At 63.6% G+C, this 15,423-nt stretch carries 16 protein-coding genes and 2 rRNA genes; 9 read left to right on the top strand and 9 right to left on the bottom strand.

The window, feature by feature from the left end; genetic code table 11:
- Positions 1 to 400 (top strand): 23S ribosomal RNA (locus VKP62_01705); the annotation flags it as partial.
- Positions 401 to 469: 69 nt separating this feature from the next.
- A 5S ribosomal RNA gene (gene rrf / locus VKP62_01700) occupies positions 470 to 585 on the top strand.
- 171 nt (positions 586 to 756) lie between these two features.
- Here the strand turns inward: rrf and gluQRS are convergent.
- Positions 757 to 1,734, bottom strand: a complete 978-nt coding sequence (gene gluQRS / locus VKP62_01695) for a tRNA glutamyl-Q(34) synthetase GluQRS (GenBank protein MEB3195894.1) — start codon at positions 1,732 to 1,734, stop codon at positions 757 to 759.
- A 208-nt stretch (positions 1,735 to 1,942) separates the two neighbouring features.
- Here gluQRS and VKP62_01690 point away from each other — a divergent pair, with 208 nt between their 5' ends.
- Both VKP62_01690 and VKP62_01685 read left to right on the top strand, forming a co-directional pair.
- Positions 1,943 to 3,241 carry a FliH/SctL family protein gene (locus tag VKP62_01690; GenBank protein ID MEB3195893.1) on the top strand — a complete coding sequence of 433 codons (1,299 nt, stop codon included), beginning with the start codon at positions 1,943 to 1,945 and terminating at the stop codon, positions 3,239 to 3,241.
- Between the two features lie 6 nt (positions 3,242 to 3,247).
- On the top strand, positions 3,248 to 4,579 hold the full coding sequence (locus VKP62_01685; protein ID MEB3195892.1) for a FliI/YscN family ATPase: 1,332 nt from the start codon (positions 3,248 to 3,250) through the stop codon (positions 4,577 to 4,579).
- Here VKP62_01685 and VKP62_01680 read toward each other — a convergent pair.
- The 6 genes from VKP62_01680 to VKP62_01655 all read right to left on the bottom strand — a co-directional run bounded on the left by VKP62_01680 (position 4,576) and on the right by VKP62_01655 (position 9,100).
- Positions 4,576 to 5,535 (bottom strand): bifunctional riboflavin kinase/FAD synthetase, encoded by a 960-nt coding sequence (locus VKP62_01680; protein ID MEB3195891.1) that lies wholly within the window; start codon positions 5,533 to 5,535, stop codon positions 4,576 to 4,578. The genes VKP62_01685 and VKP62_01680 overlap by 4 nt on opposite strands.
- A gap of 21 nt (positions 5,536 to 5,556) precedes the next feature.
- Positions 5,557 to 6,339, bottom strand: coding sequence for an RNA methyltransferase (locus tag VKP62_01675; GenBank protein MEB3195890.1), 783 nt, complete (start codon positions 6,337 to 6,339; stop codon positions 5,557 to 5,559).
- A gap of 63 nt (positions 6,340 to 6,402) precedes the next feature.
- Positions 6,403 to 6,759, bottom strand: coding sequence for a 50S ribosomal protein L20 (rplT, locus tag VKP62_01670; GenBank protein ID MEB3195889.1), 357 nt, complete (start codon positions 6,757 to 6,759; stop codon positions 6,403 to 6,405).
- 42 nt (positions 6,760 to 6,801) lie between these two features.
- Positions 6,802 to 7,011 carry a 50S ribosomal protein L35 gene (rpmI, locus tag VKP62_01665; protein ID MEB3195888.1) on the bottom strand — a complete coding sequence of 70 codons (210 nt, stop codon included), beginning with the start codon at positions 7,009 to 7,011 and terminating at the stop codon, positions 6,802 to 6,804.
- A 5-nt stretch (positions 7,012 to 7,016) separates the two neighbouring features.
- Positions 7,017 to 7,535: a translation initiation factor IF-3 gene (infC, locus tag VKP62_01660; GenBank protein ID MEB3195887.1), complete on the bottom strand. Its 519-nt coding sequence runs from the start codon at positions 7,533 to 7,535 to the stop codon at positions 7,017 to 7,019.
- A gap of 209 nt (positions 7,536 to 7,744) precedes the next feature.
- Positions 7,745 to 9,100, bottom strand: a complete 1,356-nt coding sequence (locus VKP62_01655; GenBank protein ID MEB3195886.1) for an HD domain-containing phosphohydrolase — start codon at positions 9,098 to 9,100, stop codon at positions 7,745 to 7,747.
- A 137-nt stretch (positions 9,101 to 9,237) separates the two neighbouring features.
- Here VKP62_01655 and VKP62_01650 point away from each other — a divergent pair, with 137 nt between their 5' ends.
- On the top strand, positions 9,238 to 10,194 hold the full coding sequence (locus VKP62_01650) for a DUF362 domain-containing protein (GenBank protein ID MEB3195885.1): 957 nt from the start codon (positions 9,238 to 9,240) through the stop codon (positions 10,192 to 10,194).
- Between the two features lie 12 nt (positions 10,195 to 10,206).
- Entirely contained in the window at positions 10,207 to 10,965 is a 759-nt protein-coding gene (gene rph / locus VKP62_01645; GenBank protein MEB3195884.1) for a ribonuclease PH, read from the top strand.
- 28 nt (positions 10,966 to 10,993) lie between these two features.
- Here the strand turns inward: rph and VKP62_01640 are convergent, their stop codons facing one another.
- Positions 10,994 to 11,248, bottom strand: coding sequence for a hypothetical protein (locus VKP62_01640; protein ID MEB3195883.1), 255 nt, complete (start codon positions 11,246 to 11,248; stop codon positions 10,994 to 10,996).
- 250 nt (positions 11,249 to 11,498) lie between these two features.
- Here VKP62_01640 and VKP62_01635 point away from each other — a divergent pair, with 250 nt between their 5' ends.
- Genes VKP62_01635 through VKP62_01625 form a run of 3 tightly spaced genes read left to right on the top strand, consistent with a single transcriptional unit; the run spans position 11,499 to position 14,964 of the window.
- Positions 11,499 to 12,719 (top strand): DegT/DnrJ/EryC1/StrS family aminotransferase, encoded by a 1,221-nt coding sequence (locus VKP62_01635; GenBank protein ID MEB3195882.1) that lies wholly within the window; start codon positions 11,499 to 11,501, stop codon positions 12,717 to 12,719.
- Positions 12,716 to 13,747 (top strand): GNAT family N-acetyltransferase, encoded by a 1,032-nt coding sequence (locus VKP62_01630; protein MEB3195881.1) that lies wholly within the window; start codon positions 12,716 to 12,718, stop codon positions 13,745 to 13,747. The genes VKP62_01635 and VKP62_01630 overlap by 4 nt, the downstream gene beginning before the upstream one ends.
- On the top strand, positions 13,747 to 14,964 hold the full coding sequence (locus tag VKP62_01625; GenBank protein MEB3195880.1) for a glycosyltransferase: 1,218 nt from the start codon (positions 13,747 to 13,749) through the stop codon (positions 14,962 to 14,964). Before VKP62_01630 ends, VKP62_01625 begins: the two co-directional genes overlap by 1 nt.
- Here VKP62_01625 and VKP62_01620 read toward each other — a convergent pair.
- Positions 14,928 to 15,341, bottom strand: a complete 414-nt coding sequence (locus tag VKP62_01620; GenBank protein ID MEB3195879.1) for an acyltransferase — start codon at positions 15,339 to 15,341, stop codon at positions 14,928 to 14,930. The two genes, VKP62_01625 and VKP62_01620, sit on opposite strands and share 37 nt — an antisense overlap.
- Positions 15,342 to 15,423: the final 82 nt, after the last annotated feature.

Genomic DNA, 15,423 nt, shown 5'->3' with positions numbered 1-15,423 from the left:
GATGTCGGCTCGTCGCAACCTGGGGCGGTAGTACGTCCCAAGGGTTGGGCTGTTCGCCCATTAAAGCGGTACGTGAGCTGGGTTCAGAACGTCGTGAGACAGTTCGGTCCATATCCGGTATGGGCGTAGGGGAATTGACAGGAGCCGTCCTTAGTACGAGAGGACCGGGACGGACGGACCGCCAGTGTACGGGTTATCGCGCCAGCGGTAGATGCCCGGTAGCTGTGTCCGGAGCGGATAAAAGCTGAAAGCATCTAAGTTTGAAGCCCACCTGAAGATGAGTTCCCCCACTGGGTCAACCAGGTAAGACCCCCGGTAGATAATCGGGTTGATAGGCCGCAGGTGGAAGCGCAGCAATGCGTGTAGCTGAGCGGTACTAATCGGTCGAGGGCTTGAACACGTTGGTTTCTGATTGACTTACTGTGCAGTTATCAGGGTGCGTACCCGTGAGGGTATGGACTTTGACAAGCTTGGTGGCAAGGCGACGTGGTCCCACACGTTCCCATCCCGAACACGACCGTGAAACGCGTCAGCAGCGAGAATACTGCCGGGGAGACCCGGTGGGAAGGTAGCCCGCCGCCAGGACCTTTAAGATTCCACCGCAAGGTGTGAACCTGGCCCCCCGTTCCCCGCAAGGGTTGAGCGGGGGGTTGGTCTTTTTGGGGGGAAATCTGGCCTACTGGGTTTTGTGCCGGCCTGTCTTTGCCCTCAGGTGCAGCTCAGGGCGGTTGGGAGGCGTTTCTAGATGGCGCTGCGCTAACCTGAGCGGCCCAGTTCAGGCACATGGGCGCGCCAAGCGGTGGTCGCGACGCGAGCCCATTCGAAACTTGCCACGAGGTCGCGTGGAACGCACGGCTCAGGCGTTGGCAACAGGCCCAAGGAATGGGCCAATATGCCGACCAGGTCCTGAGCTTGCCAGCCCTGTTCACGCAGGGCGCGGAGGGTAGCGGCACCCTCGCGTTTGGCCAGGCGTTGGCCCTTTTCATCCAGGGTGAGCGGCACGTGCGCATAGGCGGGCGGGGGCGCCCCGAGGGCCTGAAGCAACTGCAACTGGCGCGGCGTGGAGTGCAGGAGGTCTGCCCCTCGTACCACCTGGTTGATGCCCATGGCCCAGTCATCAACCACCACCGCCAACTGATAGGCCCAGATGCCGTCCGCTCGTCGCACCACGAAGTCGCCGACGTCGGTTTTCACATCCTGCGAGACAGATCCAGCCAGCAAGTCATCGAACCTCACCGCGCCTGTCGAGACCTGGAAGCGCACGGCAGGGATGCGAGCACGAGCCGTCGTACCCGCTTGGGATTGCCAATCGATCTGCCGTGAGCGGCAGATGCCGGGGTAGACGGGGCCCTCGTCCAAGGGACCGTGGGGGGCCGAGGCCAGTCGTTTCAGGTCAGCGCGAGAACAGGAGCATCCATACAAGCGTCCCGTCTCGTCCAGTTGCGTCAGGGCACGCTCGTAATGGTCGTGGCGCTCGCTTTGCCGGTAGGGGGCGTAAGGCCCGCCCACATCGGGACCCTCGTCCCAGTCGAGGCCCAGCCAGCTGAGATCTTCCAGCATCTGGGCCTCGGCCCCTGGGCGAACACGAGGAGTGTCGAGGTCCTCGATTCGTAGGATGAAAGTTCCTTGCTGCGCCCTGGCTCCCAGCCAGGCCACCAGAGCCGTTCGGATATTTCCGAGGTGAAGGTCGCCGGTGGGAGAGGGTGCGTATCGGCCTCGGACGGTATCGGGCATGCCCCCAGCTTAGCACGCTCAAGCCGCCCGTTACGGCACGTTCGGGGGATGCATCTGTTATGATGTCAGCATCTCCGCGCGCCTGCCCATCGGCCCGTGATGGCGCTGCCCCCGTCGTGACAAGCCGCTTTGGCTCAAGTGGCAGGTTCGCGCCAGGGAGTGTGGGGTACGAAATCAGTGTGAGCTGACTGTTGGGAGTCCGACCGGGATGGGCCTGCTCAAGGGCGCCAATCTGCGATTCAACGCCTCCGAGGCGATTGTCGGGGCCGATGTCATTCTCCCTGCCGACCTTCCCGGTGAAGAGGTCACGGGCGTGGTTCCCGCCACGGAGAGCGCCCTGGATGCCCTCCCGGGTGAGGGCGTCGATGAACTGGCCTTTGACCTCGAAGGTGACCTCACGGATCTCTTTGCTGAGCCTGACATCGCGACGGAACTCGAGGACGAGCTTTCTGAGCCCTGGCAGGAGCCGCTCGAGGCCTTCGAAAAAATCCGTGAACAGGTGCTTCACGGGGCCGTAGAGGCGTCAGACCTGGACGCCAATGCCTTTGGCGACCAGGTCCAGCAGGCCGCGGGTCCTCTCATGGCGGACGCGGTGCGTGCCGCTGAGGAGGACATGCTTGAGCGGAATCCCGAAGCCGACACGGCATCCGTGACCCCTTTTGTGCAGCGGCGAGTGGCGACGGAACTGGACCTCGAACTGATCGGTTCGGTCAACGAAATCCGCTGGACGCACCTGCAGCGCGTTGAAAAACAACTTTCCGAGGGCGCTGCCGACATCGCGCAGGGGCTGCTGGCGGAGCACCCCGAGGAGGCCTTTGTCGAATTGATGGCGCACAGGGAGGAGATTTTGTCTGCTGCGCGTCTGGAATCGGAGCGCCTGCTGTTGGAAGCGATGACCCAAAGTGCGGAGACGATGGCACAAGCAGAGCAGGCGCGCGCCGCCACGCTGCAGGAACTCGAATCCGATCGCGCCCGCATCATGGCCGACCTGCGTGAGCAGGCCTATGCAGAAGGGTTGGCCGAGGGACGGCGCGCCGGAGAGGCGGAGGCGGCCCAGTACATTGCCGATGCCATCCACAAGTTCAATGAAATGGTCATGGCATTTCCCCTTGCGGTGAAGCAGAACGAAGAGAAACTGGTCAGTCTGGCCCTGGAGATCGCGCGCAAGGTGATTCAGGAGGAAGTCTCTCTGCAGCCTGAGATTGTGCAGCGAACGGTTGAATCTTCGCTCAAACGGGTCTCAGACCTGGAGCAGGTCGTCGTCAAGGTCAATCCGCTCGACCTCGATCTGATTCTCCCCAAGCAGGAAACCTTCAAGACCATGGTTCCGGATGTTCAGAACTTTTCGATCGAGGGCAGCCACACCATTCAGCGCGGAGGTTGCATCATCGAAACCAACAGCGGCAGCATCAATGCCACCATTCAGGCGCAGTTGGGGATCGTGGAGGAACTCTTCAAGCGCGTCAGGGCTGAATATGATGATGAAGTCCTCGGGGATCTGAGCTAAGTGAGCATGTCCGGCGGAGAGATCCGCTTCGATTACGACAATTACATGTTTGCCTTGCAGGGCACCGAGACCATTCGCGCGAAAGGCTCGGTCGTTCAATTGATCGGCCTCGTGATCGAGGCGTTGCTGCAAGGCGTTCGCATCGGTGAGCTCTGTTATATCCGTTCGCAGGACAAGTTGCGGGTGTACCCGGCCGAGGTGGTCGGCTTCAAGGCCCGTCGCGTGTTGTTGATGCCACTGGCCGATATCCAGGGGATTGGAGCGGGCTGCGAGGTGGTCGCCACGAACCGGCTCGTGTCGGTCAAAGTAGGGCCCAAACTGCTCGGGCGTGTGGTGGACGGCATTGGGAATCCGATGGATGGGAAAGGGCCCATCATTGCTGAGGCGGAGTATCCGCTCGACAATGCGCCACCAAACCCGATTCGCAGGGCCCGCATCACCAATATCATGCCAGTCGGGGTGCGGGCCATCGATGCCTTTCTCACCTATGGCGAGGGACAGCGCATCGGGCTGTTCGCCGGGTCAGGCGTGGGCAAGTCGACCCTGCTCGGTATGATCGCCAGAAACGCCAAGGCTGACATCAACGTGCTATGCCTGGTCGGGGAACGTGGGCGAGAAGTCAATGAATTCATCGAGGACTCGATGGGCGAAGCGGGCATGGCACGCTCCGTCGTCGTTTGCGCCACGTCCGATATGTCCTCTTTGCTCCGCATGAAGGCGCCGCAGACCGCCTCTGCCATCGCAGAGTATTTTCGCGATCAGGGGAAGAAAGTTTTTCTGATGATGGACTCGGTCACACGTTTTGCGATGGCGCAACGCGAGGTCGGACTGGCGATCGGGGAACCGCCGTCTACCAAGGGCTACACGCCATCCGTGTTTGCGACCTTGCCTCGTCTGCTGGAACGCGCGGGGATGTCGGACCGAGGCTCGATCACCGCACTGTACACCGTTCTGGTGGAAGGGGGCGATATGGAAGACCCGATCGCTGACGCGGTCCGAGGGATCCTGGATGGCCACATCATCATGGCGCGCAAGATTGCGGACCAGGGCATCTATCCTGCCATCGACATTTTGCCGAGCGTCAGTCGCCTGATTCAGCAGTTGCAGCCGAAAAGCCAGTATCTGGCTCAGCGCGACGTGCGAACGATGATGGCCAACCTGCGAGAGGTGCAGGATATGCTCACTATCGGCGCCTACGTGAGAGGCTCGAATCCGGATTATGACCGGGCCATCGCGATGAAAGACCTGATCAAAGACTTCTGCAAGCAGGGGACCGATGAGAAAAGTTCCCTGGAGGACGCCTGGGCCAACGTTCGCATGTTGGCTGGGCAAGGCTAAGGGATGGCCACGTCGGCCGTGACGCGCGCGAGGAACTGACGCGCCGCTTCGCAATCTTCGGCGATTTGCGCGATCAGCGCCTCGGCTCCGGGAAAGGCACGCTCCGGTCGCAGGTGTTTCAGCAAGGAAATCGTCATGGTCTGTCCGTAAAGGTCTCGTCCACCCGCCAACAGGTGTACCTCGGTCAAGAGTTTGACCCCGTCGAAGGTCGGCCGACGCCCGATGTTCACGACGGCAGGGAGTTGCTCCGAGCCGACCTCGGCCAGGCAAGCATAGACGCCGAGTAAGGGCAACAACTTGTCGGCGGGAAGGGCCAAGTTGGCGGTGGGAAATCCGATGGTGCGTCCGCGTTGATCCCCAGGAACCACCTGGCCCGTGAGGGTGTAGGCGTAACCAAGCAGTGGTTGGGCCTCCTCCACCTGGCCGCCTTCGATCAGTTGACGCAGCCGTGAACTGCTGACGATTCCGCCCTCCGCCCGAACGGGGGGCACGACTTCAACGGGAAATCCGATGGCTTTCCCCAAGCGCTGCAGATCCTCTGGCGTGCCCGCTTGTTGATGGCCAAAGCGAAAATTGAAGCCGGTGACGACTCCCTTGACCGCCAGGGCTTCGCCCAGCACACGGGCGACGAATGCTTCGGGCGTCAGACGCGACAAGGCTTGGCTAAACCTCGTCGCGATGCAGTGGGAAAGACCTGCCTCACGCAGGCGCTGTTCTTTCTCCTGCCACGGCGTGAGTAAGGGAACGGGAGCGCCGGGGTTCAGAATACTGCGAGGGTGCTCCACAAAGGTGAACACGGCAGCAGGACAGTCCAGGTCTGCCGCAAGACGCTGGGCCGTTTCGAACAGCTGACGATGACCGAGATGCACCCCGTCAAAGGTGCCAATGGCCAAGACGGCTCCGCGGGGGAACTCGTCAGCGGCAAGGTGAGGATAATCGAGGTGGTAAGAGATCATGGGAGCACCGGGCCCATGCTATCAGATTGTGTCGCTGGTGGTGCGCTGGCGAACGGCTTCGTACAAGCAGACGGTCGCCGCCATGGCGGCGTTCAGGCTCTCGGCCCGCCCCGGAATGGGGATCCGGATGGCCGCGTCGGCCAGGGCGATCGCCTCCGCATCGAGCCCACTTCCCTCATTGCCAATCAGGAAGGCGGTTCCCTGGCTCAGATTTTGAAGGTAGAGGCTGCTGCTGCCTTGCAAGCTGAGCGCCAACAGCCGTAGGTCCGGGCAGTCCCGCCGAAACTCGGTCAGAGATTGCTTGAGAATGGGCAGGTGAAAGCAAGAACCCATCGAACTTCGAACGGCCTTGGGGCTCCAAGGGTCCGTCGAGCCCGGCGTCACCACCACGGCATCCGCTCCCGCGGCATCTGCTGCCCGGATCAAGGTTCCCAGGTTGCCTGGGTCTTGTAGTTGATGGGCAATCAGGACCAGAGCGCTTGGACCCAGCCGGGGGCGTTTTGGGGTCGGCAGGGGAGCGATCGCCACCACCCCGTCCGGGGTCTCCGTGGTCGCAAGCGCCTCCAGCAGCGCAGGGGGAACCAGGAAGGCCTCCGTCTCACCGGGGGGGAACTCGTGCGTGTCCCACCACGCGGCGGTCGCGAAGACCTGGTTCGGCTGGAGACCGGACGCCAGCGCTTCCTGCAACAGCTTGCTTCCTTCAATCAGGAAGCAGCCAGAGGCCTCCCGCTCTTTGCGGCGGACGAGCGACCGGGCCAGCTTGATGCGCGGATTCTGCAGGCTGCTGAGTGGGGTGGGGGGCATGGTGTACAGGGCTGAAAAAACCCTCTTCCCGGAGCGGGAAGAGGGTCGAGCCGCCCGATGGCTTCAGGCGCTCAGGGTCTGCTTGGCCGATGCGACCAGCTTGTTGAAGGTCATCTGATCATTGACAGCCAGGTCAGCCAGAACCTTGCGGTTCACTTCAATTTGCGCCTTCTTCAAGCCATTGATGAGCTGGCTGTAGGACATGCCTTCCAGGCGAGCAGCCGCGTTGATGCGCTGGATCCACAGGGCGCGGAAGTCGCGCTTCTTCTTCCGGCGATCGCGATAAGCGTGCTTGAGCGCCCGCATCATCGCTTGATTGGCAGCTCGGAACACCTTGCTCAAAGAGCCGCGGAAGCCCTTGGTCAGCTTGAAAACCTTCTTGTGCTTGTTACGGTTGGCGACACCACGTTTGACGCGCATGGCGGGAACTCCTTTAATTCAGGGTTGCGCAGAGCGAGGGAATCAGCGCAGGTACTGGGGATAGGGCAGCGAGAGCTTGACGCGCTTCTCGTCCGCCTGGTCCACCACGGCTTCACCCGTCACACGATTCTTGCGGGCAGGCGACTTACACACGAGAAGGTGCTTGCCTCCGGCCTTGCGACGAATCAGCTTGCCAGAACCGCTCACTGCAAAACGCTTTGCAGAGGCACGATGCGTCTTCATTTTGGGCATCGGAATCACTTCTCCTTTTTGGGGGCGACGATGATGAACAAGGTGCGCCCCTCTTGACGGGGCTCACGCTCGAGGACGGCAATCTCTTCAACGTCTCGAACAAAGCGCATCAGCAGTTCCGTGGCGATGCCACTGTGCTGAACTTCACGCCCTCGGAAGCGGATGGTCACCTTGACCTTGTCGCCCTCCTTGATGAACTTCTGGAGGGAACGCAAGCGGACTTGGTAGTCGTGCTCGCCAATCTTGTAGCTCAGCGTGAGTTCCTTCAGGCTGACCACGTGCTGCTTCTTCCGAGCTTCCCGGTTCTTCTTCTCGGTTTCGAACTTGTGGCGACCGTAGTCCATGATCTTGGCGACTGGCGGACTGGCGTCCGCTGCGACCAGAACCAGGTCCAGGCCCTTTTCCTGCGCAATCCGGAGTGCCTCGCGTGACGCCAGGATACCGAGCTGCTCACCGTTCTCATCGATGGTCCGAAGTTCGCGGGCGCGAATTCGTTCGTTGATGATGGCCGTTTCCTTGAGAATGGCTTGTTCCTCCTAAAAATAAGGCGAGCAGGCGATTACACCTGCTCGACCGGGAAGCTCTGAAAACAGCGGACTGTATCGAGAATTCGGGTCTTGAAAACCACGGCGAACGTTGTTGCCGGGTGAGAAGGTGTAACTTCTACTTGCCTCAATTACCAAGAAATCTTAATCTGCCGGCGCAGTCCCTGTCAAGAACAGGATTGCCCGTTTCAGCGAAATGCTTGGACGTGGATGTCCTTGATCTTGATTTCGGGGACGTCCATCAGGTTGATCAGGTCTTCCTTGACGCGAACGATCGGGCGCAATGGGTCCGGGCGGTTATTCTGCACCACCTGCCCGATGCGTCGGTCTTCCAGGACGACGTAGGCGTTCACCGGGTAGGGGTAGACGAACCGGGTAAAGGCTTTCAGAACCACGGGATCGAGTCCCATGCGTTCGCCATTGCGGACCGTCACGTAGGCGAATTCGGGGTTGTAGCGCGCGCGATAGCTCGTGTCCGAGATCAAGGCATCATAGACTTCAGCCACCGCGATGATCTTCGCGGAGTCATGAATCTGCGCTCCTTTGAGATGAAGCGGGTAGCCACCGCCGTGGTTGCGTTCGTGGTGTTCGTAAACGATTCGGGCCATTTCGGGCGTCGCCCACGTGATCTTCTCCATGATTCGCTTGCCGATCAGGGGGTGGGCCCGCAGCAGTTCGACGTCTTGAGGGGTGAGGGCGCCCACCTTGTTCAGCACCTCGGGGGCGATCGCAGCTTTGCCGATGTCGTGGCACAACGCAGCGATGCCAAGGGTAAAGAGGGTTTTGTTGTCGTAGGCGAGGGCGATCCCGATGGCAATCGACAACGTCATCACGTTGACCGGGTGGCTGCGGTGATGCGGTTGGTCAACGATCCGCAATTCCAGGCCGTCCGCCAGGGCGCCTTGATTCGCCTGCAAGCGCGCGATCACTTCCTGAACCACGCCCGCCAGCGGGGGATAGCTCGGCAACTTGCCATGTCGGAGTTGTTCGTCGATCTGATCGACCGTCAACATGGCGCTCAGCAGCCCACGTTCCGACAGCACATGCCGCGGATTGTGATGGTAGCGCTGCAACAGGGCTGGCGCCGCCTCTTCGAGGAGTGGCAAGCCTGAAACTGTTTCGGGCAGGGGCAATGCTGGTGAAATGGGCGGAAGGGGCAGTTCCGTCGTGGTGGCCGGTTGCGCTTCTCCGGGCGGAGGCGGGGGGAGGGCCTCTGCCGCGAGAGACGATGCTGTCGCGGCGACCGGTGGCGCCGCAGCCGGCGGGGTCGCCCGCGGCAGAAACTCGAACAGGATGGCCGGCAGGTCCGGAATTTCGATCTCAAAACCGTCGAGATCGCGCAGGCGCAGTCCGCTGCCTTCCTGCTTGTCCGGATCGAACCCCTCCATGCACTCGCGGAGCTGGGGCAGGAGTCCCTGACGCGTCAAGCGATCGATGTAAGGGCCTGACAATACCGTGCCGGCCGGTAGGAGCACGTTGCCCGTGGTGGGATGAAGCAGCGGTTTTTCGAGGCGTTTCCCCGGGGCGATCAGTTCGTCGGACAAGGCGTTCCCCACATCGGCACGTGATGCTCGTGAAATTATAGCAAGGCTGACTTCCGGGCTGTACGGGAGGGGCTGTCGTTTGCCGTTGAAGTGATAAGATCGAGCCCTCGGGATCGAGTGAAGCCGATCGGGGGAATATGGCCTCGGACGTTATCTTTGCGCACCGCCGCGCCACGAATGGGGGGGGACTGCTCGAGAAGCTCGACGCCCTCTACGACGCCGCGGCGCTCTCGTCGTTGGTGTATCCCGGGGCCCTCACCGCCGTCCTGCTTCACTTCGGGGAGATCGGAAACCTCACGCATGTTCGCCCTCCCTTGGTGCGGCGCCTGGTCACCCGCTTGCGCCAGGACGGTGCCACTCCTTTTCTGACCGGCACCTTGCCTGCGCCACCTTCCCCTCGTCGCCACGCCGTGGACCTGCTCAACGGCGCTCAGCGCCACGGGTTCGAGGGCTTCGGAGGCATCCCGCTGGTCGCGGCGGACGGACTCACGGGCGGAGACCAGGTGCCCTGTGCCGTGCCGCGCCAGGCCATAGGGCGGGAGGTGCCGGTCGCCGGGGCGATCGCCCACGCGGACAGCCTGGTATCGATCGCTCACGTGACGGCGCATCCCTGGGCTGGCTTCGCCGGGGCCTTGTTACAACTCGGCTTCGAAGGCCTGGCCCGCGTCGGTAAGGCGACCATCCTGGGCACGTTGGACGGGGCTGACTCCGGGGCCGCGATCGCGGAGGCACTGCGTGCGCGCCAGCAGGCCTGCGTGGAAGCCGCGGCGGCCATTTTTGCTCAGAAGGAGGGCCGCTGCGGGTTTGTGAATGTCTTGCTGGAAATCACGCCCGATCCGGACGGGCACCCGCTGAGCGATACGCCCATCGTGGCGGACATCGGGTTGCTCGGCTCTCGCGACCCGGTGGCGCTGGACCAGGCCACTGCAGACCTGGTCTTGCAGGCGGCCGGGTTGCCCGATACTCGCCTTTCGAGTTCCGGCGTCGCGGACAAGTGGCGCGATTTGCATCCTTCTGTAGACTGGGAGTTCCCCCTTCAGCACGCCCAGAATTTGGGGCTCGGCAGTCGGGAATATGAACTCATGATCGTGTAAAGGAGTCCTCTCGTGGCTAGTCATTCCCGTATCGATGGTCGCGCCTGCGATGCCTTGAGACCGTTCTCGCTGCAGCGTGGTTACACGCGCCATGCCGAAGGCTCGGTCCTGGTCTGCGCGGGCGAGACCCGCGTCCTGGTGACGGTCAGTGTGGAGGACAAGGTGCCTCCGTTCCTGCGCCAGACAGGACAGGGCTGGCTGACGGCGGAATACGCCCTGTTGCCCCGTTCCACCCACACCCGAACCCAGCGGGAGAGCGCGCAGGGCCGGGTCGGGGGACGGACACACGAGATTCAGCGCCTGATCGGTCGCTCCCTGCGCGCCTGCGTGGACCTATCCAAAATTGGCGAACGCACGCTGCAGGTTGACTGCGACGTTCTGCAGGCCGATGGCGGGACCCGGACCGCCGCCATCACCGGCGCCTACGTGGCGGTGGTGGACGCGTTGCGTTGGCTGAAGGAGCGCAAACTGATTGGCAGCCTGCCCATCATCGCCCCGCTGGCGGCGGTGTCGGTGGGGGTGGTGGACGGTGTCCCGATGCTTGACCTCTGTTATGAAGAAGATTCACGCGCCGGGGTGGATATGAACGTCGTGGCCCTGGAAGGCGGGCGTTTCGTGGAAGTCCAGGCCACGGCTGAGGGGGGAGCCTACGACCGGGCGTTGCTGGACCAAATGCTGGCCCTGGCGGGCGGCGGCATCGAGAGCCTGTTGGCGTTCCAGCGCGAGGCGCTTGGGCCTCTCGAACTTCCGGCTGTGCCCGTTCGCGCTTAGCGTGCCCGGGCAGCGCCAGGCGTTCCCCTCACCAGAAGCCATGCAGCAATAAGCCGGCCGAGAGCCACATGGCCACGCGATGGCTCCGCTGCTGTCGAGCGTTTCGGAGCAATGGTTCCTGATACACCCACTCGTGGACGCTCGGGGCCAGACAGACGACCGTGACCAGGCCCAGCGTGACCACCGCACGTGGCCCCGACACGGGCAGCCAGAACTGGGCGAGCACGGTCACGAGCGCCGCGCTCGTGCCCAGCAGGGTCAGAAACAGGCCGTATGGCCACATACGAGGAACCTCCGTGCCGGTGCGATGGTCCTCATGGTAGTGCCATGCGCCTGAAAATGCGGCTGGGCGCAGATGACGTTTCGTGAAGGCTCGGCAGGCGTCTCGCCAGCATTGCTGGGCGCGCCCGCTGCTTGCGGCGTCCTTTCATCTGAACTGCACGAGGCGCTTCGGTCGCTTCGACCTTCTGGCTGCAACCCTCCCTCGGCACACTGGACTGGCTTGAACCCCGCAGGTGGGACGGAGGTGCTTGGTGCGCAATCACAGGCATTCAAACGGGATCGACGCGGGGCCGGAGACGTTGCGGGCGCCGCGTGGCGAATTCTTGACCTTTGGCCTGCCGCTCATCGAAGAAGATGAGGTGGCGGAGGTGCTCGCGACCTTGCGTTCCGGTTGGCTGGGAACGGGGCCGCGCACACGGACCTTCGAGCAACGTTTCGCGGACTTCATCGGGGTTCCTCATGCCGTGGCGCTGAATTCCTGCACCGCCGGCCTGCACCTGGCGCTCGACGTGCTGGGGATCGGACCCGGTGACGAGGTGATCGTGCCGGCGCTGACGTTTGCGGCCACGGCCAACGTGGTTTGCCACGTGGGGGCCACCCCCATCTTTGCCGACGTGGAGTTCGCCACCGGCAACCTGGCCCCTGCTGAGGTTGAAGCGGCCATCTCGCCCCGCACGCGCGCCATCATTCCCGTTCACTTTGCCGGGCGCCCCTGCGACATGAATGCCCTGATGGCGATCGCCAAGCGTCATTCCCTCCACGTGGTGGAAGATGCGGCCCACGCCACCGAGAGCTGGTACCACGGTCAAAAGATCGGCGCCATCGGCGATATGGCGGCCTTCAGCTTTTACAGCACCAAGAACCTGGTGACGGGCGAGGGCGGTATGGTCACGACGCACGATGGCGCCTGGGCGGATGCCCTGCGGATTCGTGGACTGCACGGCATCAGCCGCGACGCCTGGAAACGCTACAGTGCCGCAGGCTATCAGCCTTACGAAGTGCTCTATCCAGGCTTCAAGTACAACATGACCGACATGCAGGCGGCCCTCGGGTTACCCCAGCTGGCCAAGTTGGAACGCAACTGGCTCCGACGCGAGCGCCTCTGGCAACTGTACCAACAGGCCTTGGCGCGTCACGATGAACTGGTCCTGCCGGCGCCCGACGAGCCCGGCACCAAGCACGCCCGCCACCTCTACACCATTCTGATTGACCTGAACCGTCTGACGGTGGATCGCTATGGCTTCATCGACGCGATGCGACAACATAACATCGGGACGGGGGTTCACTTCGAGCCCTTGCATCTCCAACCCTATTACCGCGAGCGCTTCGGCTATCGCGTGGGCCAGTTCCCCCACGCCGAAGAGATCGGGCGACGCACCGTGTCCCTGCCGCTGTCGCCCAAGATGACCGAGGACGATGCCTGGGACGTGGTCTCAGCCGTCAGGCGGGTCCTGGCGCAGGTGGCGCGATGAGCCTGCCCAATCGGGTACGCCCCACCGCCCAGATTGCCTCGGTGGATTGGAACGTCAGCCCGCCTCGTTGGGAGGCGCTCCTGATGGCGTGTCGGGAGGCGACCTATTTCCACACCAATCTCTGGCTGGAGGCCCTGGAACAAGGTCTTGGTGCTCAGCTGGCGCGGACCAAGTTGACCTTCACCGATGGAAACTGGGCTTTGCTGCCGCTGTGTCTGCACCGTTTTGCCGGAGGTTACCTGCCGCTGGCGATCGCCGGCGAAACCGGCGTCTACGGGGCGCTCGTTTCCCCGCGTGGGCTTGAAGAGCATGCGCTGACCGAGGCTTTCGAACGGGTGCGTCAGCGTTACCGTTCTGCGCGGGTCTGGGACAATCCGTTCGCCCGGTCGGAGGTGGTGCCGCGGACAGCTTCCCACTGGCAGCCGCTCTCGCAATCCACCCACTGGTTGCCGCTGGCCCCGCCAGAGCAGATGTGGGCGGCCTTCAGCCGGGGCTGCAAGGCGCGCTGTAACAAGGCACGACGGCTCGGTGTCCGCGTGACCTGGCAAACGGATGCGGCGGCGGTGGCCATCTTTGACCGCTTGTATCGCGAAAGCATCCAGCGTTGGGGGCCTCGTCTGACGTGGGAGCGCCCCGCTGCTTTCTTCCAGGCCGTGGTCTCGCGCGGCGATGGGAACGCGCAGGTCGCGATCGCCTGGCGAGAGGCCACCCCGGTCGCCGCCATGATCTTTTTGCACCACGGCGAGGGGGTTCACTATCTGGCAGGGGCTTCCGCCACGCAGGAGCGCGAGGCCGCACCGGCCAATGCGCTGCTGGAGGCCGCCCTGGCCCGATACTGGCGGGCGGGGGCTCGCTACCTCGACCTGGGGCCCAGCCAGGGACTGGAGGGCGTTCGCCAGTTCAAGAGTTCCTTTGGCGCGCAAGAACGAGCATTCTCGGGCTGGGAAACGATAAGGCCGGCCACGCGAGCCTTCCTGGCGCTGCGCTATGGGCTCGGCCGGCTGCACCACCGTTCGGGAGGCAGCTGATGTCGCGCCAGGCAGAGGCTGAACAGCCCGTGGTGCTGCACGCCATGCGCGATTTCTTGCCCCTCACGGAAAACTGGGTCTACGAGCAGATGCGCTCGACGCCAGGGTTCAAGGCGGTGGTGGCTTGCGACCGGCGGCTCCACGACGAGTGGTTTCCGTGGCCCGTCGTCCACGAATTGCCCCGCGAGCCGCTGGGCAGGGGGCTGGTCTGGCTGAATCGCTTGCATCGCCACTGGCGCTTCGCCAACTGGCCCGGCGCATACCGAGGCCTGCTGAAGCAGCATTCGCCAGCCCTGATTCACGCCCATTTCGGCGATCGCGGGGTGCTGATGCTGGGAGCCGCCCTGCGATTCGGTTTGCCTCTGGTGACCACCTTCTACGGATACGACGTGTCGAAACTGCCGCGCGAGCGGAAGTGGTTGCCCCGCTTGCGCTGGTTGTTCGCTCGGGGGGACCGCTTCCTGGTCGAGGGACCCCACATGCGCCGGGCGTTGCTGGCGCTTGGGGCCCCTCCGGAGCGGACCTTCGTTCATCACCTCGGGATCGACCTGACCGGCATTCCATTCGCCGTCCGAACCCCTGGGGCTGGCCCCATGCGGGTCTTGATGGCGGCCAGCTTTCGCGAGAAGAAGGGGCTCGCCTATGGGTTGCGCGCCTTCTGTCGCCTGGCGTCTCGCCGACCTGGAGAACTCTCCCTGAGCGTGATCGGGGATGGACCATTGCGCCCTGAACTGGAGGGCATCGTCGCGCAGGAGGGGGCCGCGCACCAGGTCACATGGCTGGGATATCAGCCGCATTCGGCTTTCCAGGCAGCCCTGGCCTCGGCGCACCTGTTCGTTTCGCCCAGCGTGGTGGCCCGGGATGGTGACTCAGAAGGGGGCGCTCCCGTGAGCCTGCTGGAAGCTCAGGCGAGTGGGGTTCCGATCCTGGCCACCTGGCACGCCGATGTGCCGGAGGCGACCGTGCCGGGGCGCAGTGCCGTGCTGGTGATGGAGCGCGATGTGGCGGCCTTGGAGCAGCAGCTCGAGTGGTTCCTGGATCATCCAGGGGCCTGGGCTGGCATGGGGCTGGTGGGCAGGCAGCACGTGGTGCGGCACTTCGATGCGGCCCGACAGGGTGAGCGGCTGGCAGTCCACTATCGAGAGGTCATACAGGGGCAGGGGCCGACGGATGGCCGCGTTCACTCGAAGGGACGCTGGCCGTTCGAGAGGTCATAATCGAACGGCCCTGGGCGCTGGCCAATCACGCGCGCGGGCACGCCCGCCACGATGGTGTGCGGAGGCACGTCTCGCGCGACCACCGCTCCCGCCGCCACGATCGCCCCCTCGCCGACGTTCACGCCGGGTAGGATGGTCGCGCGCGCGCCCAGCCAGGCGCGATCGCCGATGCGGATGGGCCTCAGCCGGCCTGCGAAATCGGGCGACTGAGGGGCGTGGTCGGCGGTCAGGAACATCACGGCCGGCCCCGTCGCCACGTTGGCGCCGATCACGAGCCCCCCTCGCGCATCCAGATGAGCGTCGCTGTCGATGTTGCTGCCTGCCCCGATCGACAGGCGGCCGCGGGTGGTGAAACGGGCGCCGCGGTGGATGGCCACTCCTGGCCCCAATTCGGCGCCCAAGAGTCGGCGATACCACCATCGCCGCAGCCCGTGGGACGGGGTTTGGCTCACCCAGCGG

It is taken from the genome of Candidatus Sericytochromatia bacterium (genome assembly GCA_035285325.1).
GTDB lineage: Bacteria > Cyanobacteriota > Sericytochromatia > S15B-MN24 > JAQBPE01 > JAYKJB01.
This window is presented reverse-complemented; position numbering and strand designations above follow the sequence as displayed.